Source organism: Gemmatimonadota bacterium, from assembly GCA_026706345.1.
Classification (GTDB): Bacteria; JAAXHH01; JAAXHH01; order JAAXHH01; family JAAXHH01; genus JAAXHH01.
Genome location: JAPOYX010000139.1, coordinates 1 through 22,815, shown reverse-complemented (window position 1 = coordinate 22,815; position 22,815 = coordinate 1). Strand labels below are relative to the sequence as shown.

Annotated in this window: 20 protein-coding genes; 10 read left to right on the top strand and 10 right to left on the bottom strand. The window is 61.6% G+C overall.

The genetic code is table 11. From position 1 onward, the window contains the following. Positions 1-23: 23 nt before the first annotated feature. Positions 24-1,118, bottom strand: coding sequence for a mandelate racemase/muconate lactonizing enzyme family protein (locus tag OXG98_08900; protein MCY3772124.1), 1,095 nt, complete (start codon positions 1,116-1,118; stop codon positions 24-26). Positions 1,119-1,332: 214 nt separating this feature from the next. Here OXG98_08900 and OXG98_08895 point away from each other — a divergent pair, with 214 nt between their 5' ends. Together OXG98_08895 and OXG98_08890 are read left to right on the top strand one after the other, a co-directional pair. Beyond that, entirely contained in the window at positions 1,333-2,037 is a 705-nt protein-coding gene (locus OXG98_08895; protein MCY3772123.1) for an SDR family oxidoreductase, read from the top strand. Between the two features lie 136 nt (positions 2,038-2,173). Further along, on the top strand, positions 2,174-2,914 hold the full coding sequence (locus OXG98_08890; GenBank protein ID MCY3772122.1) for a phytanoyl-CoA dioxygenase family protein: 741 nt from the start codon (positions 2,174-2,176) through the stop codon (positions 2,912-2,914). A 98-nt stretch (positions 2,915-3,012) separates the two neighbouring features. Here the strand turns inward: OXG98_08890 and OXG98_08885 are convergent, their stop codons facing one another. From OXG98_08885 to OXG98_08865, 5 genes are all read right to left on the bottom strand, one after another. Further along, positions 3,013-3,435: a phosphoribosyl-AMP cyclohydrolase gene (locus OXG98_08885; protein ID MCY3772121.1), complete on the bottom strand. Its 423-nt coding sequence runs from the start codon at positions 3,433-3,435 to the stop codon at positions 3,013-3,015. Between the two features lie 133 nt (positions 3,436-3,568). Continuing rightward, complete coding sequence (locus tag OXG98_08880; protein ID MCY3772120.1) at positions 3,569-4,315, bottom strand: phytanoyl-CoA dioxygenase family protein; 747 nt, start codon at positions 4,313-4,315, stop codon at positions 3,569-3,571. A gap of 10 nt (positions 4,316-4,325) precedes the next feature. Beyond that, positions 4,326-4,922: an Eco29kI family restriction endonuclease gene (locus tag OXG98_08875; GenBank protein MCY3772119.1), complete on the bottom strand. Its 597-nt coding sequence runs from the start codon at positions 4,920-4,922 to the stop codon at positions 4,326-4,328. Continuing rightward, positions 4,919-6,241, bottom strand: coding sequence for a DNA methyltransferase (locus OXG98_08870; GenBank protein MCY3772118.1), 1,323 nt, complete (start codon positions 6,239-6,241; stop codon positions 4,919-4,921). The genes OXG98_08875 and OXG98_08870 overlap by 4 nt, the downstream gene beginning before the upstream one ends. Positions 6,242-6,301: 60 nt before the next feature. After that, the gene (locus OXG98_08865; GenBank protein MCY3772117.1) at positions 6,302-7,156 is read right to left on the bottom strand and encodes a dienelactone hydrolase family protein; all 855 of its coding nucleotides are present in this window, start codon (positions 7,154-7,156) and stop codon (positions 6,302-6,304) included. Positions 7,157-7,340: 184 nt separating this feature from the next. Between OXG98_08865 and OXG98_08860 the strand changes: the two genes are divergently transcribed. Next, positions 7,341-8,096 (top strand): aldolase/citrate lyase family protein, encoded by a 756-nt coding sequence (locus OXG98_08860; protein ID MCY3772116.1) that lies wholly within the window; start codon positions 7,341-7,343, stop codon positions 8,094-8,096. A 103-nt stretch (positions 8,097-8,199) separates the two neighbouring features. Here OXG98_08860 and hisD read toward each other — a convergent pair whose 3' ends face one another. The 3 genes from hisD to OXG98_08845 form a co-directional block, all read right to left on the bottom strand. Next, positions 8,200-9,543, bottom strand: coding sequence for a histidinol dehydrogenase (gene hisD, locus OXG98_08855; protein MCY3772115.1), 1,344 nt, complete (start codon positions 9,541-9,543; stop codon positions 8,200-8,202). 63 nt (positions 9,544-9,606) lie between these two features. Further along, positions 9,607-10,623: a DUF1611 domain-containing protein gene (locus OXG98_08850; GenBank protein MCY3772114.1), complete on the bottom strand. Its 1,017-nt coding sequence runs from the start codon at positions 10,621-10,623 to the stop codon at positions 9,607-9,609. 14 nt (positions 10,624-10,637) lie between these two features. Beyond that, positions 10,638-11,669, bottom strand: a complete 1,032-nt coding sequence (locus OXG98_08845; GenBank protein MCY3772113.1) for a Gfo/Idh/MocA family oxidoreductase — start codon at positions 11,667-11,669, stop codon at positions 10,638-10,640. Between the two features lie 289 nt (positions 11,670-11,958). Here OXG98_08845 and OXG98_08840 point away from each other — a divergent pair, with 289 nt between their 5' ends. From OXG98_08840 to OXG98_08825, 4 genes are all read left to right on the top strand, one after another. After that, positions 11,959-13,374 (top strand): sulfatase-like hydrolase/transferase, encoded by a 1,416-nt coding sequence (locus OXG98_08840; GenBank protein MCY3772112.1) that lies wholly within the window; start codon positions 11,959-11,961, stop codon positions 13,372-13,374. A gap of 11 nt (positions 13,375-13,385) precedes the next feature. Next, on the top strand, positions 13,386-14,147 hold the full coding sequence (locus OXG98_08835) for a sugar phosphate isomerase/epimerase (GenBank protein MCY3772111.1): 762 nt from the start codon (positions 13,386-13,388) through the stop codon (positions 14,145-14,147). Positions 14,148-14,195: 48 nt separating this feature from the next. Beyond that, positions 14,196-14,975 (top strand): SDR family oxidoreductase, encoded by a 780-nt coding sequence (locus OXG98_08830; protein ID MCY3772110.1) that lies wholly within the window; start codon positions 14,196-14,198, stop codon positions 14,973-14,975. Positions 14,976-15,083: 108 nt separating this feature from the next. Beyond that, complete coding sequence (locus OXG98_08825) at positions 15,084-17,015, top strand: hypothetical protein (protein ID MCY3772109.1); 1,932 nt, start codon at positions 15,084-15,086, stop codon at positions 17,013-17,015. 81 nt (positions 17,016-17,096) lie between these two features. On the opposite strand, the gene OXG98_08820 is transcribed toward OXG98_08825, so the two are convergent. After that, positions 17,097-19,055 (bottom strand): hypothetical protein, encoded by a 1,959-nt coding sequence (locus OXG98_08820; GenBank protein MCY3772108.1) that lies wholly within the window; start codon positions 19,053-19,055, stop codon positions 17,097-17,099. Between the two features lie 269 nt (positions 19,056-19,324). Between OXG98_08820 and OXG98_08815 the strand changes: the two genes are divergently transcribed. Genes OXG98_08815 through OXG98_08805 form a run of 3 tightly spaced genes read left to right on the top strand, consistent with a single transcriptional unit; the run spans position 19,325 to position 22,703 of the window. Next, entirely contained in the window at positions 19,325-20,128 is an 804-nt protein-coding gene (locus OXG98_08815) for a succinate dehydrogenase (GenBank protein MCY3772107.1), read from the top strand. Beyond that, positions 20,128-21,942 (top strand): fumarate reductase/succinate dehydrogenase flavoprotein subunit, encoded by a 1,815-nt coding sequence (locus tag OXG98_08810; GenBank protein ID MCY3772106.1) that lies wholly within the window; start codon positions 20,128-20,130, stop codon positions 21,940-21,942. The genes OXG98_08815 and OXG98_08810 overlap by 1 nt, the downstream gene beginning before the upstream one ends. Further along, positions 21,942-22,703, top strand: a complete 762-nt coding sequence (locus tag OXG98_08805; protein MCY3772105.1) for a succinate dehydrogenase/fumarate reductase iron-sulfur subunit — start codon at positions 21,942-21,944, stop codon at positions 22,701-22,703. Before OXG98_08810 ends, OXG98_08805 begins: the two co-directional genes overlap by 1 nt. The last annotated feature ends 112 nt before the right edge of the window (positions 22,704-22,815 follow it).

Sequence of the window (22,815 nt, the reverse complement as noted above, 5' to 3'; positions counted from 1 at the left end):
GGCAGGGCTGAACCCCGGACTGACTACTGGCCTGTGCGGTGCATTTCAATAGCTTCCATGTTCAGCGAGACGCCCAGGCCGGGCCGGTCGGATACACGGATGCGTCCGCGGTCGATCCGTTCCGCGGGTTCGAGCAATTCGTGTCTCCAGGGCACCTCTCCCCAGGCGTATTCCAGGATCTGAAAACCGGGATGGGCGGCCATGGCCTGAACGCCCGCCGCGATGGTCAACGGCCCGAACGGACCGTGCGGCGCGGTAGGAATCCCCCGGCCCTTCGCCATGGCGGCGACCTTCTTCAGTTCCCACAGCCCGCCCACCACCGTTACGTCCGGCATGATGACGTCCATCAGTCCCCCGTCCAGGACGGGCCAGAACCCCTCCCGGTACATCAGGCTTTCTCCTCCCGCCAGCGGTACGTCGATGTGATCCCGGATGACCCGGTATCCCTCGTGGTCTTCGTCGGGTACGGGTTCCTCGTACCAGTACAGGGCCAGGTCCCTCAGCGCGTCAAAGACCTCGCACCCGCCCCTGGCGGTGAAGTGGCTGTGGCAGTCGATCAACAGGGATACGTCCGGACCGATCGCGGCGCGCACCGCTTCCATGCAGGCAATGCCCTCCCGGGCGTCGGAAGCCCGGTCGATACCTGAGGGCATCCCATCGAAGGGGGCCAGTTTCACGGCGTCGAAACCGTCCGAGACCGCCGCTTCGGCGTTCCGGGCGAAGCCTTCGGGCGTCCGGTCCGTCGTGGCCCGGTTGATGTTGGCGTAGAGGGGGATTTCCTCGTGGCAGCGTCCCCCGATGATGTCGGCCACGGGCACGCCAAGGGCCTTCCCCTTGATGTCCCACAGGGCCTGGTCGAGGGCGCTCAGGGCCATCACCTTCGACCGGTCCACGGGCGAAGGGAGGAGCTCGGCCAGGATGCGTTCGATGGCGCCGGGATCGCGGCCGGCCAGCACGGGTTCGACCTGCTGCAGGAAGTCCACGCTCCCGGCCCTGGCGCCGCCGGGATTCACCTCGCCGTACCCAGTGATCCCCTCGTCGGTATGCACCGACAGAAAGGTCCAGTCGCCCCGGTGGTTCACGTGGACGGAGTGGGTCTTCAGTCCGGTTATCTTCACGATCTAACGCTATATTCTGTCATTGATTACTGCAATGCATTTGTTTATATAACGCCATGGCCGGGCCGGTTTATCCAGTGAACCCGGCCGCGTATCAATGAAAACAGGAATACATTTCCGGACAGGGTCCGGCGGCCGACAACGGAAAGCGGGATTGCATCTCCTGACGGGGATCCGGCAGCGGACAACGGATCGATTAGACGAAGGGAGCGGTATGGGTGCGCAACGCGTAGCGGTCATTACGGGGGCGGGACGCGGCATGGGAGCGGCCATCGCGAAGAACCTGGCCGGCCAGGGGTGGGCCGTCTCGCTGCTGTCCCCCTCTGGAGCGGCGGAATCACTGGCCGGGGAACTGGGCGGCATCGGCGTGACAGGGTCCGTCACGGACGAGGACGACCTGGGGAAACTGGTGGACCTGACCATGGACGCCCACGGACGCATCGACGGGGTCGTCAACAGCACCGGGCATCCGCCTAAGGGCAGTCTCCTGGACATACCGGACGAAGACTGGCACACGGGACTGGACATCGTGTTTCTCAACGTGGTGCGCATGGCGCGCCTCGTCACGTCGATCATGATTGGCCAGGGCGGTGGATCGATCGTGAACATCTCGACCTACGCCGCCTTCGAACCGGAACATTACTTTCCCGTATCGACAGCCTTCCGGGCGGCCCTGGCGAGTTATACGAAGATCTACGCCGACAACCACGCCGGAGACAACATCCGGATGAACAACATCCTGCCGGGGTTCATCAACAGCCTCCCGGAATCGGAGGTCTTCAAGTCGCGCATTCCCATGGGACGCTACGGCACCGTGGAAGAGATCGCGGAAACGGCCGCGTTCCTGCTGTCCCCCGGGTCCGGCTATATCACCGGGCAGAACCTGCGGGTCGACGGGGGCATTACCCGGTCGGTCTGAGCGGGATGCGCATCGTGTGCGGTGTACGCATCGATTTCAGGGCGGATTGATCGGGAATCGAATGGAGTCGGCCGGAGCCGTGGAGCCAGCCGGAGCGCCGGGATCGGCAGATCCGATGATCCGAACAGGGAATATCATGAAGCAGGCCTTCCTGGCGTCTTTTCGCCAGAACGGATTTATCAATCTCGGAAAGGTCCTCTCGGACGAGGAGGTGGATCGTTTTCGCGATCTCTTCGACGAGGACCGCCGCCGGTTCCCCTATTTCTGGCATCCCTACGGCCATCACCAGGAGGCCAACTACGACGCGCTCATCACCTCGCCGGCCTTTGACGGACTGATACGCCATCCCGCCATCTACGGCACCATAGAGGAACTGATGGGCGGTCCGCTCTGTTTCGGAGAAATCGGACTGCGGTCCATGGGACCGTACAAGGGTGAATTTCACCAGCGCTGGCACCGCGACAAGGCCCACTGGTTCGACCATCCCCTCCGCATGGACTACATCCAGCTCATGGCCTATTTCACCGACGTGGACGAGAACACCCACTGCTTCTCCATCTCGCCCGAAGGGATAGACGAGCCCGTCCTGAAGGAAAACGGCGCACAGCTGGAACGGGGGGTCTGCGACCTCCACGGCCCCGCAGGCACCTGCGCCCTGTTCAACGTATCGGTGCTCCACACGGCCACCACGCGCCCCACGCGGGCCGTGCGGAAGACCGCGCAGATCTACTACGGCCACCGGAACCGGGATCCCCTAGCCAACGATTCGGGGATACCCGCCACCTTATGGCGAGACAGCGACGACCCGGAGACCCGGGCCTTCTACGGCGTCCTGAACGAACGCACCAGGCTCTACATGGCGGCTTTCGGAGGGTAGGCGGGGAACGCACGCTTTCAGGCCGGAATACGGGAATGTTACTGGATATTTTCGGAGGGATGTTAAAAAAAGCAACACGTCGCTGATCCGGGTTATCTTCAGACGAACTCCAGTTCCCCGGACGACTTCACGCGGCGGTAGTAGCATCCGGTACGGTACCGCCCATCGCTGTACTTCGTGTGACAGGCTCCGCCGCCCCGGGGCGTCACGAGAAAGACCACGGAGTTCTGCTCGCAGTTCACGCGGATTTCATCGATACCCAGCGCGTTTCCCGAGGTGGCGCCTTTCACCCACAGCTCATTCCGCGAAGTGCTCCAGAACGTGGCAATCCCGGTCTTCTGGGATTCGTCCAGGGCCAGGCGGTTGATGTAGGCCAGGATCAACACTTCCTTCGTAGAGGAATCCTGCACGACTACCGGCAGGACATCCTCCCGGATGCCTGCGATCTGCCTGAGTTTCGAGAAATCGAGGGATTCCTTTGTTCCCTCCTCAAGGCGCCCGGATCCTGATGATGTCGCCATGACTACTCCATGTGTTTATGCCGAAATGAAGAAATCGCCCGATTCTATGGTGGCGCTGGACCGAGCGAGCGATGCGCGTCCGGTCTGTGGCGGCGCGCGGCCAGCCGGCCAAATCGGTTGAATCGCTGCTGAGTTACAGCAGATGATCGTCCGCCGCGTGGCTTGCGCCGACTCCCTTCTGCATGCGCATAAGCTGCTTCTGCCGGGGGGACAGCCCTTCGAACCACTCGTCCCGGAAACCGTCGTGGGGGTCGAGCTGGAAGAGGAGCATGGACTTGCGGTAGTGCCCGAAAAGAGCGTGCCGGTTGCGGTCGGTGGTGTTCGCGCCGCCGCCGTGCCAGCACTGTCCGTTGAAGATCAGCACGCTGCCCGCGGAAGCCTCGGGCTGGTAGACGTGCGGTACCTCCATGCCCTCCGGCGGACCGGCCCATCCGCTCTTGTGCGAACCGGGGACGATGCGCGTGCCGCCGATCTCCCCGTCGAAATCGTCCAGCATCCAGATGGTGTTCATCATCACAGGGGAAACCGGGTTCAGCATGTGCTGCGGTATATCGCTGTGAAAATCCTGGAAACCGTCGCCCGGCCGCACGATGCGGGAACTCAGGCTGCCCAGCACGAGGGTCTTGTCCAGCACCCGTTCCAAAATGGGCAGAACGACGGGATGATCGACAACCAGGAGGAATACGGGGTCCAGGGTAGGCAGGTTCCGCACCAGCAGCGAAGTCCCCCCGCGGTTCTCGTAACCGGCCTCGCCGTGCGCCGCAGCGACGCGGATCAACGCCGCACGAAGCGTGCGTACCTGTGACGCCGACAGCACGCCGGGCAGCATGGTAAAACCGAAAGTGTCGATTTCGGCTACGGCCTGATCGAAGGGAGTCAAGTATTCAACTTTACTTTGTTTGAGAGTTCTTAAAAAACTGTTTAACCATAACAATTGCAGCTTCTTGGGTCTTCACAACTCTAAGATTTGCAGCAAAAGGTCGCCCAGGATGGAGTGTGTCCCACCAACTCTTCTCTCCTTCCTGCCTACCTTTACCCGGATCGTGAATGCCAAAACCATCAATGCACCGGTTCCAAACTGGCAAATAGTGATCTATTAGGAACCTCTCTGCTAATGTAATCCATACTGGCTCAACGGCGAGTGATCTGAATGTGAAATGGGACGCCGTGAGGTCACGGACCTGGTTAATGGATTTCAAGTGTTCTCGTATTCGGCTACGCAAACTTGGATAGTATATGTTTATCGAATCGCCCTTTCTTGAACCTGGAGGTACGGCCCTTCCAACATAAATAGGTCTGCTGCGTGAATCCTTGATAGATTTGTAGATTGTTAATTCACCTGAATAGTATAACGAGTAGATCCCTGGTCCATCTATGTTACGAATGGAGTCTTCACTAAGTGGTAAAGTCCCTTGTTTTTCATAGCTTACCACCAAGCCCATCATAAGGTTCTCATATGTCAATGGATCATACAATTCGAGGTTCATGGTTTACGTAACTCCACAATGGATTCATACAACCGCGATCCTTTAGTCGATTTGCCAGCTCGGACTGAGGAATCGACAATGCTACTTCCGACCCTAGACTTACGAGGTGTATGTATTTCAACTGTATCCAAGCCCCTGGTTTCTGCGATTTTAGACAAGAACCTGTCAGTAGGAATAGTAACCCCCTGCAATATGCTGTTTCCGATTACAACAAGTGCAGTGGTTCCTCGGCGCAGGCACCAGTTCGCACCGTCAATAAACCTAACGCAGTCATTTAAATACCTTGTAGCATAATTTGCCCAGCCCGCACCTCCATAGACACCCTTATCTGGATTCTTGCTTCTCACCTCTTCGATCGTTTCCTTGATTTCCGTATCCAGGATTGTCGAATCGAGATCGATTTGTGCTTGATCTCTAGCGTTCTGCCAATAAGTTCCAAAGTTCAAATCCTCCAATCTTTTTAAGTCCCCTGGACTATGACATAGATCCAGCCAGTAGAGATGTGGCCTTGTATTGCGATTGTAATGGTAGTTGTTGAGGTAGGGTGGTGAAGTGACGAGAAGATGTATGCTCTCCGGTTCAATCTTTTTGAACTCTTCAAAGAACGAGCTGTTTATTACAGTGCCATCACTCCTATTCGATCGATTGCGAGACTTACTATACCAATGGGCATCGTCGGCCATTTGCGAGATCTTACCGGCTATTGTTTCTAAGACTGGAAAATCACTGACATCTGGACGGCCCGCTGCACTTTTCCGTCCAAGACTCGGCTCGTATGAGTAGTTTGAATAGTCAACCATCGTCGCGGCAAAAGCGACTCGAAACAGATTTGAAAACTCTGTGTATTTTTCTTGCTTAATAAAATCTTGGCACAGCAGAACCTTTCGTAGGACATTCGGACTAAAAAAAGGTACCCTTGTGCGAAATCCTTTTGGAGCCGAAGCTTTGGGTTGCCAATTGCCGGTTTCAGCATCATTGGAATACTCCATAAATTCAGAGATAGCAACTTGAAGTTTTTGAAGGTCAATATGATGTGACTCAAGCTTGGTTCTACAAACCATTGCGGCATAGGGATTGATCTCAAACCCTATGGTGTCGTGTCCAGAAAGGTCCGCCTCGACAAGAGTTGTCCCGACTCCAGCAAACGGGTCCAAAACTCTGCTAAAATCCTGCAGGTGTCGTTTAAGTGCGTCTTCAACAAATTGGTGCGAATAACCTGCAATCCATGGCACCCAGCGATGTATAGGCACATCCCTATTCGCCATGAAAGCAGGATCTCTGAATCCTTTACTAACTTTTTTGACAGATGTCTTTCCCATCTAAAACTTTACCCCACCTTGCATACCTTAGCACTTTCCTCATTCGGTGATGTATCAACATCAATCGCTACCCAAGGTCCGCTTCAGATAGGCCTTCAGCCGCTCCCAGGCGTCCAAGGCGGGTGCCTCGTTATTCGGGTCTCGATCCACGTAAAGCCAGAACCCGTGGTTGACGTCGTCGTATATATGCACGTCGTTCTCCACGCCAGCCTGGCGGAGCGCGGCGACGAAGCGTTCCACCTGCTCGGGCGAGGGACCGCGGTCGAGTCCGGCAAAGGTGCCATAGACTTCGTGGTGAATCGCCTGGAGACGTTCGGGATCGTCGAGCAACCGTCCATAGAAGATGGCCGTGGCGTCATGGTTCTCTCCGCCCAGGGCGTAGCTCAGGGCGACCCCGCCGCCGTAGCACCAGCCCATGGCGCCGATCTTGCCGTTCACATCGGACCGTGATCTCAGATAGGCCGCCGCCGCGTCCAGGTTGCGGATGATCTTGTCCATATCGCCCAGGGTTTCCCGCACGAGTGCCATGTTCTCGTCGCGGTTGCTCCCCGTTCGGCCTGAATACAGGTCGGCCGCCAGGGCGACGTAGCCTTCCGCGGCCAGGGCGTCGGCTACCTGCCTCACGCGGTCGACCAGGCCGTTCCACTCATGGATCAGGATGACGGCGCCCCGGGGACCAGGACCTTCCGGTTCGGCCAGGTATCCTTTCGTAGCCTGATCTTCGTCGAAATAGGCCAGGTCGCCGCCGCGAGGCGCGCCTGCCTTGCCGAGGATGGCTTCGGGAATCTGGCCTTCGGCCGTGGGCTCGTACGGTATCTGCTGAGCATGGACTACAAGTGCCGCTACAGTGAGAATCAGAACTCCCGCCAACATGCCTGTACTCTTCATCCAGGGGATACGCATCCTGTTTCTCATGAGTGTTCACTCCTTATACAATGCGGCAACCGCCGCCTGACCACCGGGATGCAACCTCCCTGTCCATTTTGGGGTTTCCATCCAAACCGGCTTGCAATATACTAATCGCGCACACGCGAATCAATCGTGAAATCTTACGTAAAACCACCTGTCCTTATCGAGTGACTGCCCTGCAGGAGAACCCATGAAAAACATGCTGAAAGAGAAGCTGCGCAACGGCGAAGTGACCTACGGCGTATCCGTTGGAACCCCCAGTAACGACATCGTGGAACTGGTGTCGAACCTGGCCTTCGACTGGATCTGGTTCGATGGCGAACACGGCCCGTTGAACGCGGAGATCCTGCATCCAATGATCCAGGCGACCCGGGGCCGGGACGTCACCCCGCTGGTCCGCGTGCCGTGGAACGACATGGTACACATCAAGAAAGCGCTGGACATCGGGGCGGAAGGCCTGATCATTCCCTGGGTAAACAACCGCGAGCAGGCGGAATACGCGGTCAGCGCGGCCATGTACCCTCCCATGGGCATCCGTGGCATGGGCGCCCGCTTCCTGAATACCGCCGGCCTGGATCTGGCGGAATACCTCCGCACCGCCAACGAGGAAACGTTCATCATGGTCCAGATCGAGACGGTCGAGGCGGTGGAGAACCTGGACGACATACTCACCACGCCCGGCGTCGACGCCTTCCTGGTCGGGCCGAACGATCTCGCGGCCTCCCATGGCTACGTGGGCCAGCCGACACACCCCGAGATGGAAAAGGTGGTCAAGGGAATCATGGACCGGGGAAAGGAACTCGGCGTGCCCGGCGGATACGCGTTCATCTCGATGGACATCAACCGGAAGCGCATTGCGGAGGGCTTCCAGTGGATAACCCTCGGAAGCGATATGGGTTTCCTGGCCCAGGCGGCCAAGGCGTCGCTCGCCGAGGTCGGAAGATAGCCACAGCGGACGGATACGCGGGTAGTTCCGGATCAGCCGCCAAGCCGGAGTCAGCCAACGTTCCGGGTCAGCCGCCGAGCCAGGGTTGTCCGACGAGCAGGGTTCAGCCGCCGTTCCGGTCTCTGGAAAGTCGTCTGCGAATGGCCATGGCGTGGGCCGACAGGCCTTCGGCGTCCGCCAGTTCGATGGCGGACGGCCCGAGGCGCTTTTCCGCTTTCTCGTTGACCGCGAAGAGACTGGTGATCTTCAGAAAGTCCCGGACACTCAGGGAGGAATGGAACCGGGCACTGCCTCCGGTGGGCATGACGTGGCTCGGACCGGTGACATAGTCGCCCAGGGCCTCTGATGAATGTTCGCCCACGAAGATCCCCCCGGCATTTCGTATCCGGTCCACCAGCGGCCAGGGTTTCGACACCAGCAGGCACAGGTGCTCCGGCGCGTAGCCGTTCGCCAGTTCGACCGCCTCGTCCAGGTCCGAAACGAGTACGATCCCCCCGTTCCCTGCCAGAGACGACCGGACTATGTCCGCCCGATCCAGCTCCCGCACCTGATCGTCCACCGCGGCCTGGACCGCCACGGCCAGCGCCATCGACGGTGTGATCAGAATGACGGTCGCCATGGGGTCGTGCTCCGCCTGCGCCAGGAGGTCGGCCGCCGCGAGATCCGGACTGGCCGCTTCATCGGCGATAAGCAGCGTCTCGGTGGGGCCCGCGAGCTGGTCGATATCCACGATCCCGTACACCTGGCGCTTGGCCAGGGTCACGTAGATGTTCCCGGGGCCCACGATCTTGTCTACGGGCGCAATAGTCCCGGTACCACAGGCCATCGCCGCGATCGCCTGGGCGCCGCCGATACGGTAGACCGTATCCGCACCCGCCACCGAAGCGGCGGCCAGCACCACGGGCGGCACCGCACCGTTCCTCCCTGGCGGCGTCGCTACGACGACTTCGCCTGCGCCCGCGACCCGGGCGGGGATCACGGCCATCAACAGCGAGGAAGGATAGGCAGCCCCTCCCCCGGGCACGTAGACGCCCACACGCTCGAGGGGCCGGATGATCTGTCCTGTACCGCCTTCTTCGTCCCAGTGCGTCCAGGACCCGGCTGGTTGCCGCTCGTGAAAAGTACGTATGCGGCCGGCCGCCGTTTCCAGGGCATCTCTCAACCCGGAGGGCAGCGATGCGGCCGCCTCGTCGATCTCGCTTTGCGGGACCTCGAAGACGTCCGGTGCGCTTCCGTCCAGCAGCCGGGCGTATCGTCTGACCGCATCGTCCCCGTTTTCGCGAACGTCGTCGATAATCCTGGCTACCGCCTGTTCGGCGCTGAGGGGCTCGCCGAACAACGCCCTGTTCCGTTCCTCGATACCGGGAGTCGACACCGCCTCGTTCAGCGGCCGTCTTTTGAGTATGCCCGCCCCGGCTTCATCGGCGGTCATGATCCGGATGTTCATCGGATACACTCCGGTTACAGCGGTTTTGCTTCGTCGAGCATCACTTCGTCGAAGCGGGTTTCGTCACTTCATCGACGCGATTCTCATCGGTTCTAGCGCGCAGTCCGCAGCCGGGAGTCCCGTCTCCCGCTTGGCACGGTCCACCTCCCGCCGGGCGTCATCCATGGACAGGCCGAAGCAGTTGAGCGAAACCGCCACGACCCGGCAGGAAAACAGGGGCCGGGCAACGGTCTCGTGGACGCGTATCATTTCCTCGTAGGACGGAACAGCCACGGGCAGGTTGCGCATCACGTCCCTCCCCGGCTGGTGGCACAGCACCAGGGCCTGCGGCGCCGCACCGTGCAGCAAGCCGAGCGATACGCCCGAATAGGACGGATGCAGAATCGTTCCCTGGCCCTCGATGACGAGCAGTTCCCGGTGCTTTCGTTCCAGAACGAGTCTTTCCACCGCGCCCGAGATGTAATCCGCGGCCACGGTGTCCACCGCGATACCCGATCCCGAGATCATGATGCCGGTCTGTCCGGTGGCCACGAACTCGGCGTCCCAGCCCGCCTCGCGGGCCGCCCTGTCGATCTCGATCGCGGCGATCTTCTTGCCGATGCTGGAATCGGCGCCCACGGTCAGCACACGCAGGTTGGGAAGGCCGTGGACCAGGTGCCGGCCCACGTCCAGGTCGCCCGGCGGCTGCCGCACGTCCCACAGCCGTACGCCTTTCTGTTCGGCGTGTCGTAAGAATGCCTCGTCTTCATTCAGGAACGTGTGGAGCCCGTTCACCACCTCAAGGCCGTGTTCGATCGCCTCGTGGATGACTGCTCGCCAATCTGCCGGCAGAACGCCGCCCGGCGTCGCGATGCCGATGACCAGCGAGGTCGGATCGTAGGCCAGCGCCTCTTCCAGGGTAGATACGATCGGGATGCCCTGCCCGACCTCGAGCAGGTCTTCCGTCTTTTCCCCGGCGTGTACGCTGTCGAGCACCGCCACGGTTTCTTCGGGTTTGTAGCGGATCAGCGACGCGGCCGTCTTGGAGGAGAACGGACCCAGCAGCCCTTCCGTGAGAATGACCATTCGCCTGGTTTTCATTTCCCGGTCGATCCTCAGCTTATCGATTCCACGCGCCCGGACTCCAGGGACGCCGTGGCGGCGTCCAGCACCTTCATCAGGTCCAGCATCTCGCCGGGCTTGACCGCCAGTTCGCCGCCGCACTCCAGCACGGCGGCGACGTTGCGGTAGTAGTCCACCCAGCTGCCTTTCACAGGGTCCAGGGTCCACTCCGTTATCTCGCCGTCCCGTTCCGCCGCAATCCGGACGCGATTCTCCGGCGCTTCCACCGCGGACTCGATTTCGCCCTTCTTCATCCAGTCCTCCTGGGGGTCCAGGCCGGTCTTGACGAGGGCGCCCCGGGTGCCCAGCACGTACCAGTGTGGCTTTGAAATCGGGGAGAGATTGCTGATTTCAATGCGGTACTCGGCGCCGTTCTCGAAATGCAGGGTACAGGTTACGTGATCCTCGATGTCCCCTTCCCAACGGTGTTTGTGTCCCGTGCAGTGGACCGCCGCGGGACGGGCGGCCAGCAGCTGCAGCCCCTGGTCGATCAGATGGGCGCCCCAGTCGTAGAGCAGACCGCCGCTTTTCGCCCGGCTCGTCCGCCAGCCCCTGGAGGCCCTGAACCGGTGCACCGCCCTTTCGACCAGGAAGGGATCGCCCAGCAGGCCGTCTTCCACCGCCTTGCGCACGGTCAGGTAGCCCCAGTCCCAACGACGGTTGTGGAAGACGCTCAGCATGACTTCGCGACGCCGGCTGACGGAGATCATGTCCTCGGCTTCGGCGGCGTTCATGCACATGACCTTGTCGACGACCACGTGTCTTCTGGCCTCCATGGCCTCTATGGCCAGGGCAGCGTGGCTATCGTGGGGCGTGGCCAGGATGATCAGCTCGATGCGGTCGTCCGCCAGGAGATCGGTCAGGGTCTCCCGGGTGTCCACGGACCAGTCCTGTTCCGCCTGCGCCCGGCGTACCGGGTCCCGGCTGGCGACGGCGACGAGTTCCAATCCTTGGGTCCGCGACACCAGGTAGGCGTGAAACAGCCGTCCCGCCAGTCCATATCCCACAATGGCCGTTCGAATCATAACGCGCGTCCCGTACCGATTCCCCGAGAATCGTTTCCGCTTACGCTTATCGTCTTTCGGCCGCCCAGGACAATCAGACCGACGCGTCCGGCGGTCGCGTGACCGGTCCTGCCGGTTCCGCGGGTGACAATATACGGGATGGGCCGGATGCATGGCAAACGCCAATTGGGCAAGGTCAGATTGTGCGTGACATTCGATCTGCGGCGCGCTAAGTTTCCATTTCGCTTGTCCTTATCCGATACATGCCGTAAATGCGCCAGACGAATCACCGGGATTCCGGGACCTCAAGATGTCGACACCGCGACCGAACGTGCTCTGCATCCTGACCGACGACCAGGGCGTGTGGGCGGCGGGTTGCTACGGCAACCGGGAAATCCGCACGCCGAATATCGACCGGATCGCGGAGACCGGGGTTCGCTTCGACCGGTTCTTTGTGGCCACGCCGGTCTGTTCGCCCAGCCGCGCGACGTTGCTGACCGGCAGGATCCCCTCCCAGCACGGCGTACATGACTGGATCCGGGGAGCCAATGTCGGCGAGGGCGCGGCTTCCTACCTCGAGGGAGAAACCGCGTACACCGATGTGCTCGCGGAACACGGTTGGCGATGCGGCCTCAGCGGAAAGTGGCACCTGGGCAACAGCACTCTGCCCCAGCACGGGTTTTCCCACTGGTTCGCCCACCAGTTCGGCGGAGGTCCATACAACGACGCCCCCATGGTGCGGAACGGCATCCCGGCCAATGAGCCGGGTTACGTCACGAACGTCATTACCGACGATGCGCTGGCCTTCATCGACCGCCACACCAACCGGAAAGACCCCTTCTACCTGAGCGTCCACTACACCGCGCCGCACAGTCCTTGGACGGGCCATCCGCAAGAAATCGTCGATTCCTATGACGACTGCCCTTTCGACTCCTGTCCCCAGGAACCCGTTCATCCCTGGGCCGGCGGCCTGACCCGCGAATGCATGGGTGACCGGGAAAGCCTGAAGGGTTACTTCGCGGCCGTCACGGCCATGGACCTCGACGTCGGCCGCCTGCTGGACCGTCTCGAACAGCACGGCATTCGAAACGATACCCTGGTCATCTTCCTGAGCGACAACGGGTTCAGCCTGGGCCATCACGGTTTCTGGGGGAAGGGCAACGGCACCAGTCCGCTGAACATGTACGAGAACCCCATCCGCGTACCCGCCCTGATCAGCCAGCCGGGACGGGTACCTGAAGGCGTCGTGCAGCCTGCTATGATCAGCGCCTACGATTTCATGCCCACGCTGCTTTCCTACCTGGACCTGCCCGTACCCTGGGAGCGCAACCTGCCCGGACGAAACGCCGTGGACGCCTGGATGGGCCGGACGGACTGCGACGGACAACACGATGCCGGCCGGGACCATGTCGTAGTTTTCGACGAATACGGCGGTACGCGCATGATCCGCACGGAATCGTGGAAGTACGTGCACCGGTATCCCGGCGGACCGAACGAGCTGTACGACCTGGAGAACGATCCGGACGAACGGGCAAACCTCGCGGACGATGCGGGTTACGCAGCCAGATGCGACGAACTGCGCGGCGAACTGACGGGTTGGTTCGAACGCTATGCGGATCCGGACCGGGACGGGCAGACCCGGCCGGTCACGGGGCAGGGACAGTTGCGGCCGATCGGTGGGAACCGGGACGACGGTTCACCCGACTTCGCACCACTGGAAACATGAAGGAGAGATGGATGACAGCCAGCAAAATCGCCGTTACGCTATATACACTGCGCGACTTCGTGCAAACGCCCTCAGAAATCGCGGACACCCTGCACAAAGTCAAGGCCATCGGCTACGACCACATACAGCTTTCGGCCCTCGGGCCCGTCGACCCTGCGGAACTCGGCGCCATGATCCGGGACGCCGGCCTGCGCGTCTGCGCCACGCACGTACCCTTCGAGCGTCTGCAGGAGGAGCCGAATGCGGTCATCGAGGAACACCATCTCTGGGGATGCGAGCATATCGCCGTCGGATCCATGCCGAGGTCCTACTGGGACGATCCGGACGGATTCTCGCGGTTCGCCGTGGACGCGTCGGCCGTGGCGATCAGGCTGAAGAAAGCCGGCATGTCCTTCAGCTACCACAATCACCATACCGAACTCGTGCGCGTGGGCGGCCGGACCGGCCTGGCCATTCTCATCGAGGACAGCGACCCCGCGTTGTGCTTCGAGATCGACACCTACTGGATCCAGTACGGCGGAGGCGATCCCATACACTGGATCGAACGGGTCGGCAACCGGTGCCCGGTCATCCATTTCAAGGACCTGGGCGTGTCGGGACGGGAACAGGTGATGGCCGAGATCGGCGAGGGCAACATGAACTGGCCCGGCATCGTCGCCGCCTGCGAGTCCGCGGGATCCCAGTGGTACGTCGTCGAGCAGGACACCTGCGCCGGCGATCCCTTCGACAGCATTGCCATCAGCTACCGCAACATGGCAGCCATGGGGTTATAGGGCGACTGCCGGACCGATGCGTTAAAATATAAAGGATGCGAGGACCATATGATCCACCTTACCGGCAAGACCGCGCTGATCAGCGGCTCGTCCCGGGGCATCGGCAAGGGCATCGCCCTAGAAATGGCCCGTGCCGGGGCGGACGTCTCCGTCAACTACTTCCGCCACCGGGGCGACGGCGAGTCGGTCGCGGACGAAATCAGGGCCATGGGCAGGCGGGCGATCGTCGTCGGCGCGGACGCGTCGGACCGGGAAGCGGTGGACGGCATGGTGGAAAGAACGGCGACGGAACTTGGCGGTCCCGATATCGTCGTGGCCAATGCCTACTACTCGAAGCGGGAGCCCTTCCTCGAGATGGACGTGGACGAAATGCGCAAAACCTACGAAGTCAGCCTGTTCGGCGCCTTTCACATCGCGCAGGCCGGCGCCCGGAAGATGGCGGCGGCGGGAAAGGGCGGCAGCATCCTTTTCATCAGCTCGGTCATGTCCTTCCTGCCCTTTCCCACGTCGCTGGCCTATTCTTCCGCCAAGGCCGGCATGAATCACATGGCCGCCATCATCGCCCTGGAATTGCTCGAACACCGCATCCGCGTGAACGTGATCGAACCCGGGTGGACCGACACGCCGGGCGAGCGCCAGTACTCGACGGAGCAGGAATTGGAGGAAGGCGGCAAGAGACTGCCCTGGGGCCGGATGGGTACGATCGAGGACCTGGGCAAGGCGGCGACTTTCCTCTGCTCCCACGCCGCGGACTACATCACCGGGGAGGTCATGCGCGTCGACGGGGGGTTCTGGCTCAAGCGCGGAACGGCCTCCATCCAGGAGTGAGTCCAGGCGCGCCCGGTATAGCCCCGCCACAACCTGTCGAGTCCGGACCTGGCCATGCGCTTCCTTGCACGTCCAGGCCAGACCAGGCTAGACTAGGCTAGACCAAGCATGGCCGTGAAACCCATATCCCTCAAAACGGCTGTCCTGGGACTGGCCTTCGCCTGTTGCGTCGCGTTCTGGGGTCAGCACGCCACGGCACAGCTGAACTACAACTACCTGACCTTCCCCCAGATGCCGCTGTGCCTGCTCATCCCCTTCCTGGCCCTGGTGCTGCTGCCTAATGTCCTGGTACGAACCATCGCGCCCGGGGCCGCGTTGACCCGGCCGGAACTCCTGGTGATCTTCGCAATGGGCCTGATCGCGGCCATGGTGCCGGACTGGGGCATGGTCCGCTATCTCATCAGCGTAATCACCGCGCCTTACTACTTCGCGAGCCCGGAAAACCAGTGGGAAGCCCACTTCTTCGCCTACCTGCCGGAGTGGACGGTCATCCCCAACGACCAGGGGCAGGTATCGGACTTCTACGCCGGGCTGCCTTCCGGCGCCCCGATTCCCTGGCAGGACTGGGTCGTTCCCCTCTTCTGGTGGATGTCGGCCCTCGGGACGCTGCTGTTCATCGGCGCCTGCCTGGTCGTGATCTTCCGGAAGCAGTGGGTGGAGTACGAGCGCCTCCGGTTCCCGATGGGCGAGGTAATCGTCCGTCTGCTCGAGACCGACGGAAACACCACCAGTCGCTGGCCGTCGCTCTTCGGCAACCGGCTGTTCCAGACCGGCCTCCTGGCCAGCCTGTCCGTCATGGCGTGGAACATCGCCGGCTTCTGGGATGTGCTTCCCCATATCCCCCTGCCCGGACCGGTGTTTAACGTGGTCATCGATCCCGCCTTCCCGCCGATCGCCATCCGGCTCGTGCCCTACGTCCTGTGCTTCGCCTTCTTCGTTAACGTCGAGATCCTGTTCAGCGTCTGGCTCTTCCAGGTGCTCGGCATCCTGGAAACCGGCCTGCTCAACCGCTTCGGCGTGGTCTCGCCCGCCGAGACGATCGTGCCCCGCGGACTCGTGTCCATCCAGTTCTGCGGCGGCCTGATCATGTTCGCTCTGATCGGGTGCTGGATGGCGAGGCGCCATCTCGGGGACGTCCTGCGGAAATCCCTCGGAAGGACAAGCGACCTGCGGGACGAAAACGAACTGTTCTCCTATAGGACGGCGGTAATCGGCCTTATCCTGGGCCTGGTCTTCATGACCGCCTGGCTGACCGCCATCGGTTTCTCCATCCCCATCGCCCTGCTCTTTCTGTTCTTCCTCCTGGTGTTTTACTTCGGCATCGCGCGCATCCTCGCCGAGGCCGGCCTGATCAACCTCGACCTGCCGATCAACGCCCACGCCTTTACGGTGGGCATGGTGGGTTCGGCCAACCTGTCCGGGTCGACGCTCACCGGTCTCGGACTGACCAACGCCTTTGCCCGAAACTGGCGGACCTTCACCATGGTCGGCCTCTCGCACATCGCCTGGTGGCGGGACTATCTCGGAGCGCACCGCGGGCGGCTCTTCCTGCTGGTTTGCCTCGCCTTCGCCGCGGGCACGGCGATCTCCACGGGATACGTCGTATACGCGGGATACCAGGAAGGCGCGGACAACCTGCACATCAACCTGCGCAACACGGGGAACCTGTTTTTCGACCTGGTGGTGAAGTGGATGAAGAACGCCACGCAGATCACTTCGCTCGAAGTCCTGTTTCTCGCGGCGGGCATGGCGGTGAGCCTGGTGCTGGCGGTCGGCAGGTACCTCTTCTACTGGTGGCCGCTCAATCCCATCGGTTTCGCCATCGGAGCTTCAGCGCCCATACGAGGCCTCGTCTTCACCCTGTTCGTCGCGTGGCTCGTACAGGTGATCCTCCTCCGCATCGGCGGCGTAGGGCTTTACCGGAAGGTCCAGCCCCTGTTCCTGGGAATCCTTGTCGGTTACGTGATCGGGGTCCTGGCAGCCTATGTCGTCGACACCCTGTACTTCCCGGACACACCCCACATCGCGGAGATCTTCTAGACCGTCCCAGGCGCTGCGTCCGACCGGGGCGGCCAACCGGGGATTGAACGGCACGACCGCGCGGGGATGGCCGTTCCGCCCCTACCAGTTGTGCACGTTGTGTCCCTGGCCCGGGAACCAGATGACATCGACGACCAGGGAGAGGGTCACGCCTGCCGCGTATCCCAGGAGAACGCCGATCACGGCCGGCTGCACCTTGCGGTACATCTCGAACCCGCCCAGCCGCATCAGAAGGGATTTGATCAGCCAGATCATGAAAACCGACGTGATCTGGAGATTGATGATATCCGTAACAGCCACGGTGTAACCGATGGGATGCAGGGGCCAGGAAGGTATATGGTAATGCAGGAAGAGGAGTCCTCCCATAATCGCGGCCCCCAGCAGCAGAAAGTAGATTTCCTCGTAGGACATGGTAAAGGGATTGTTGAGCCATGTGACCAGCTGGTTGTAGAAAAGATCGGCTTTCAGGGGAGCGAAATCGTGGGCGCCGGTCCCGGTCGTTCCGGCGTAGATCGTGTACCCGTTGGTGACGACGAACGTCAGCGCCAGCAGGATACAGACCGCGGCGAAGAACCCCTTCTTGACGCCCATGAACCCGTCGGCGGCCTTCAGGCCGTGTATCATCGACGAGAGGCCGATGCCCCGGTGATTGTGAGAGATGGCGTGGGTGAGCCCGAGGGCGGTCAGATTAGCGGGGGACAGATTGCTCGAACCGATGACCGCCACCGTCATTTCGTTCGAATCCACCGGCAGGTCGAGGAAAACGAGTCCGGTCTCGGCGACGATACGGGTCACGCCGATGTAGAGGGCCAGCGTGATCAGCAGGAGGAGGGCGGTCACGTCGAATGACATGCCCATGCGGTTCAACCAGAACGCGAGATAGCAGAGACCGCCGGCCAGTCCAAGCACCGCCATGCGAAATGACACCAGTTCCATGGAATCATCAAGCTCCGCCGATCTTCCGACGGCCTTGAGCCAGACCGCTTTGAGGTGATGGCGCGCGATCCAGAAACCCCAGAGCACGAATACCCAGAAGCCGCCGAAGTGCTGGGTCTGGACGATGAACCCGGCCCCGCCCGCCACACCGGTTGCCGAAATGCCGAGCTGGTTGAGCAGGCTGATTTCCGCAAGCGCCAGCAGATGGAAGATCCAAATGCTCATCAACACTTTCAGATCGGCGAAAAATGCGAAGCACATCATGAAAATGTTGAATTGGACTTCGGTGGGGGGAATCGAAGCCGCCAGCTGGATCTTGGTCCTGAAAGCGGCCCCGATGGGTATGGCCGGTATGCCGCCGAAGTAGCTGGCGCAGTTCCAGGCCAGCAAGGCGAAGGTGATGCCGAAACCCACCTGGAAGTACCGGTCCCGCAAGAACTCCGGCAGCCGGCCGCCGCGGGTCGTCTGGGCGATGAGCATCACGGGGATGTGCACCGCGGGAAACGCGAGGCGCTCGTGTTCCACCCAGTGTCTGCGGAAGATCACCGCGATACAGGCCATGACCACGAACAACGCCGCCAGCATGCACATCCACCATAAAAGGGGAATGATCCAGTCGATCCACAGGTGCAGCGTCTGGCCCGTGCCCTCGTAGAAACCCCGTGCCGCTCCCCGATCGTCGCTGACCACCAGCCAGTTCGGGAGGTGGGGGAAGAAGGATTCCGCCCAGCGGTTTTCCTGCGTGGCGTAGTAGTGGGGGGAAGCCAGGATGCCAAGAAAGTAATCCACGAAGGCCTTGCCCGGGATGGTCGACGAGACCAGGCAGAAGACGAAGAGCACGGACAGCTCGCCCGCCGAGAACGCCAGGCCGGGCCGCCACCGTCGAAGCGGGATCTGTATGCAGAAGACGACGAGCAGGAAGGAAATGAGCGCGGCGATCGAGATGTGGCTGAGCGTGAGCCGGGGCCCGTGCATCACGTAATTCGTGTGAGGCGTCCAGACCGCGATGAACATGGCCAGCGCGATCCCGATGATCAGCGCGCGGGGCGTCAGGCCCCCGGCGGCGCGGATGGAGGGTTTTTCAGGGGCAGATTCGAACGGCATTGAGGGAAGCAGGTTCCTGTTCAAGGCGTGTTTCCGGCGACCCTGCGCTCACGGGTCGCACCGCTGATTCGAATTTCCAATATATCTCGGTTCCGTGGGATTCGGCTATGGTTTTATCCTGATCGAAACCCCGGAGCCGGGTCTGGTAGACCTGGTGTGCGTGCCGTCTTTTTTCTATTGCCTTGCGGCCCCTCTTCATCTAATTTGCGCTAATGTGTTTTGTCTGTGAAATCCGGCCGATTCACTATCTGGTTTCAAGAGGATAATCTATGTCGACAACCGGTGTTACGCTGAAGGCCAGCGGTTTCGGTCAGACGCGCCGTAGAGACGCCTGGTGGGCGCAGCAGTTGGTGACATTGGGCGTATTCTCCGCCTTCGTCGTCTACTCCACGTGGGCTGCTTTTCAGGGCGAGTTCTACGCCTGGGGCCCCTATCTCTCGCCCTTCTATTCGCCCGAGATCTTCGGCAGTTCGTCCCATGCCCTGTTCGGACCCCGCCCGGACTGGTGGCCGGCCCTGCTCCCCTTTTCGCCCGCCTTTCTGATCCTGTGGGCGCCGGCCGGATTCCGGATCACCTGCTACTACTACCGGGGCGCGTACTACAAGGCCTTCTGGGCCGACCCGCCGTCCTGCAGCGTTTCCGAACCGAGAAAGAAGTACCGGGGAGAGCAGTCCTTTCCACTCATAATGCAGAACGTGCACCGGTATTTTCTCTACCTGGTGTTCATCATCTGGATCTTCCTGGTCCAGGACGCCTGGAAGGCCATGTGGTTCACGGACTCGGCGACCGGTGAAACCACATTCGGCATCGGTGTCGGAACCCTCGTATTGACCTTGAACGTAATCCTGCTGGGCGGCTACCAGTTCGGCTGCCACTCCCTCCGCCACCTGATCGGCGGGAACCTGGACCTGCTCTCGAAAGCGCCCGTGCGGCATGCGAGTTACAACTGCGTTTCGTGCCTGAACAGAAAACACATGACCTGGGCCTGGCTCAGCCTGGTCTGGGTAGGCTTCGCGGATATATACGTACGCCTCGTGGCCATGGGCGTGTGGACGGATTGGAGAATCCTTTAATGGCGGAACACCAGAATCATGAACACGACGTGCTGGTGATCGGCGCGGGCGGCGCCGGACTCCGCGCGGCGATCGAGGCGTCGGCGGCCGGGGTGTCTGTGGGGCTCGTCTGCAAGTCCCTGCTGGGCAAGGCCCACACGGTCATGGCCGAAGGCGGTGTGGCCGCGGCGCTCGCCAACGTGGACGACCGGGACGGCTGGAGCGTCCACTTCGCCGACACGATGCGGGGCGGCCAGTACCTGAGCAACTGGCGCATGGCCGAGTTGCACGCCCGGGAAGCGCCGGACCGCGTCCGGGAGCTGGAAGCCTGGGGCGCCCTGTTCGATCGGACGGCCGACGGCCGCATCCTCCAGCGCAACTTCGGGGGTCACAAGTATCCGCGCCTTGCCCACGTGGGTGATCGCACCGGTCTCGAGATGATCCGCACCTTGCAGGATTACGGGATCCACCAGGGCATGGAAGTGTACATGGAACACGCCATCGTGGCCCTTTTGAAGGACGGCGACCGGGTCGTCGGCGCCTTCGGATACGACCGGGAGCGCGGGCGCTTCCGCGTGTTTCGCGCGAAGGCGGTCGTCCTGGCCACGGGCGGCATCGGCCGGGCCTTCAAGATCACGAGCAACAGCTGGGAGTACACGGGAGACGGCCACGGACTGGCCTACGACGCCGGGGCCGCGCTGCTGGACATGGAATTCGTGCAGTTCCACCCGACGGGCATGGTCTGGCCGCCGAGCGTGCGGGGCATCCTGGTCACGGAGGGCGTCCGCGGCGAAGGCGGGATCCTGACGAACAGCGAAGGCAACCGGTTCATGTTCGACGACATCCCCGACCTCTACAAGAACTCGACGGCGGATAACCCTGAAGAGGGCTGGATCTATACGCAGGGGGACAAGGAAGCCCGCCGGCCGCCCGAGCTGCTGACGCGAGACCACGTGGCCCGGTGTATCGTGCGGGAAATCCGGGAGGGCCGTGGATCGCCCCACGACGGGGTCTACCTCGACATTTCGTGGATCAGGGAGAAGCTGTCCAACGCCGAAGAGCATATCAAGCGCAAGCTGCCGAGCATGTACCACCAGTTCAAGCAACTGGCCGATATCGACATTACGAAGGAGGCCATGGAAGTGGGTCCCACGACCCACTACGTGATGGGAGGCGTGCTCGTGGACGCCGACACGCAGATGTCGTCCGTGCCCGGTCTCTTTGCGGCCGGAGAATGCGCGGCGGGCCTGCACGGCGCCAACCGGCTAGGCGGCAATTCCCTTTCCGACCTGCTGGTCTTCGGCCAGCGCGCCGGCTTATACGCCGCGGAGTTCGCACGGGAGAACGGCGATGGCGCTATCGACGACGGTCAGGTCGAGGCAGCCGTTGGAGAGACCCTGGCGCCCTTCGACCGCGAGCAAAGCGGCGAGAACCCCTTCGAGATTCAGTACGAGTTGCAGGAACGGATGCAGGAACTCGTCGGCATCGTGCGCAACGAAGGCGATATGCAGCGGGCCCTCGAGGTCATCGACGATCTGCGTCAAAGGGCCGGCAAAGTCTCCGTCGTCGGCAACCGCGAATACAACCCGGGCTGGCACACCGCGCTGGATCTGAAGTTCCTGCTGATCGTATCGGAGGCGGTAGCCCGCGCCGCGCTGGAGAGGAAGGAAAGCCGGGGCGCCCACTTCCGCGAGGACTACGAGGACAAGGACGAGACGTTCGGCGGAGTCAACATTACCCAGCACAAGAACGACGACGGCGAAATGGTGATCAACCGCGTTCCGGTCAACCCGCTCCGGGAGGACCTGGCAGCGATCATCGAGGAGAATAAGTAATGGCGACGGCCAACTTCCGAATCTGGCGGGGCGATGGCGAGAGCGGCGGTTTCGAGGACTATTCCACCGAGGTCGACGAAGGCATGGTCGTACTGGACGCGGTGCACCAGATTCAGGCGGAATCGGCGCCGGATCTCGCGGTCCGATGGAACTGCAAGGCCGGCAAGTGCGGTTCCTGCTCCGCGGAGGTCAACGGCAATCCCAGGCTGATGTGCATGACGCGCATGAGCGATCTGCCCGAGGAAGAAACCATCACCATCGAGCCGATGAAGGCTTTCCCTACTATCCGTGACCTGGTGACGGACGTGTCCTGGAACTTTCAGGCCAAGATGAAGATCAAGCCCTTCAAGCCCCGCGAGCCGGACGACGCGGACGGCACCTGGCGCATGGACCAGGACGACATCGAGCGGGTGCAGGAGTTCCGCAAGTGCATTGAGTGCTTTCTGTGCCAGGACGTCTGCCACGTGCTGCGGGAACACGACCTGCACGAAGAGTTCATCGGCCCGCGCCTCATGGTGCACAACGCCGCCCTGGAAATGCACCCTCTCGACACCGAGGACCGGCTCAAGGACCTCAAGGACGACCAGGGCATCGGCTACTGCAACATCACCAAGTGCTGCACCCACGTCTGCCCCGAAGAAATCACCATCACGGACAACGCCATCATTCCCCTGAAGGAACGGGTCGTCGGCGAGTTTTACGATCCGCTCAATCGGCTGCTGCGCATCTTCAAGTCGAAGGACAGCGACGAGCCAGCCTAGCAGTCAGTCTTTTCTGAACGACCCAGGACCAAGCCTTCCAGGATTCCCTCCAGTCTTGCCATGCGTTCCCTCAGGTCCGCCTGGCCCTGCTCCAAGGCTACAAGACGGTGAT

Bases quoted from the DNA above. Each gene is read 5' to 3' on its own strand.
- OXG98_08815 (MCY3772107.1), top strand. From the start codon at position 19,325: ATGTCGACAACCGGTGTTACGCTGAAGGCCAGCGGTTTCGGTCAGACG.
- OXG98_08890 (MCY3772122.1), top strand. From the start codon at position 2,174: ATGAAGCAGGCCTTCCTGGCGTCTTTTCGCCAGAACGGATTTATCAAT.
- OXG98_08820 (MCY3772108.1), bottom strand. From the start codon at position 19,055: ATGCCGTTCGAATCTGCCCCTGAAAAACCCTCCATCCGCGCCGCCGGG.
- OXG98_08850 (MCY3772114.1), bottom strand. From the start codon at position 10,623: ATGAAAACCAGGCGAATGGTCATTCTCACGGAAGGGCTGCTGGGTCCG.
- OXG98_08825 (MCY3772109.1), top strand. From the start codon at position 15,084: ATGGCCGTGAAACCCATATCCCTCAAAACGGCTGTCCTGGGACTGGCC.
- OXG98_08830 (MCY3772110.1), top strand. From the start codon at position 14,196: ATGATCCACCTTACCGGCAAGACCGCGCTGATCAGCGGCTCGTCCCGG.
- OXG98_08895 (MCY3772123.1), top strand. From the start codon at position 1,333: ATGGGTGCGCAACGCGTAGCGGTCATTACGGGGGCGGGACGCGGCATG.
- OXG98_08875 (MCY3772119.1), bottom strand. From the start codon at position 4,922: ATGAACCTCGAATTGTATGATCCATTGACATATGAGAACCTTATGATG.
- OXG98_08835 (MCY3772111.1), top strand. From the start codon at position 13,386: ATGACAGCCAGCAAAATCGCCGTTACGCTATATACACTGCGCGACTTC.
- OXG98_08845 (MCY3772113.1), bottom strand. From the start codon at position 11,669: ATGATTCGAACGGCCATTGTGGGATATGGACTGGCGGGACGGCTGTTT.
- OXG98_08885 (MCY3772121.1), bottom strand. From the start codon at position 3,435: ATGGCGACATCATCAGGATCCGGGCGCCTTGAGGAGGGAACAAAGGAA.
- OXG98_08810 (MCY3772106.1), top strand. From the start codon at position 20,128: ATGGCGGAACACCAGAATCATGAACACGACGTGCTGGTGATCGGCGCG.
- OXG98_08805 (MCY3772105.1), top strand. From the start codon at position 21,942: ATGGCGACGGCCAACTTCCGAATCTGGCGGGGCGATGGCGAGAGCGGC.
- OXG98_08860 (MCY3772116.1), top strand. From the start codon at position 7,341: ATGAAAAACATGCTGAAAGAGAAGCTGCGCAACGGCGAAGTGACCTAC.
- hisD (MCY3772115.1), bottom strand. From the start codon at position 9,543: ATGAACATCCGGATCATGACCGCCGATGAAGCCGGGGCGGGCATACTC.
- OXG98_08840 (MCY3772112.1), top strand. From the start codon at position 11,959: ATGTCGACACCGCGACCGAACGTGCTCTGCATCCTGACCGACGACCAG.
- OXG98_08865 (MCY3772117.1), bottom strand. From the start codon at position 7,156: ATGAGAAACAGGATGCGTATCCCCTGGATGAAGAGTACAGGCATGTTG.
- OXG98_08870 (MCY3772118.1), bottom strand. From the start codon at position 6,241: ATGGGAAAGACATCTGTCAAAAAAGTTAGTAAAGGATTCAGAGATCCT.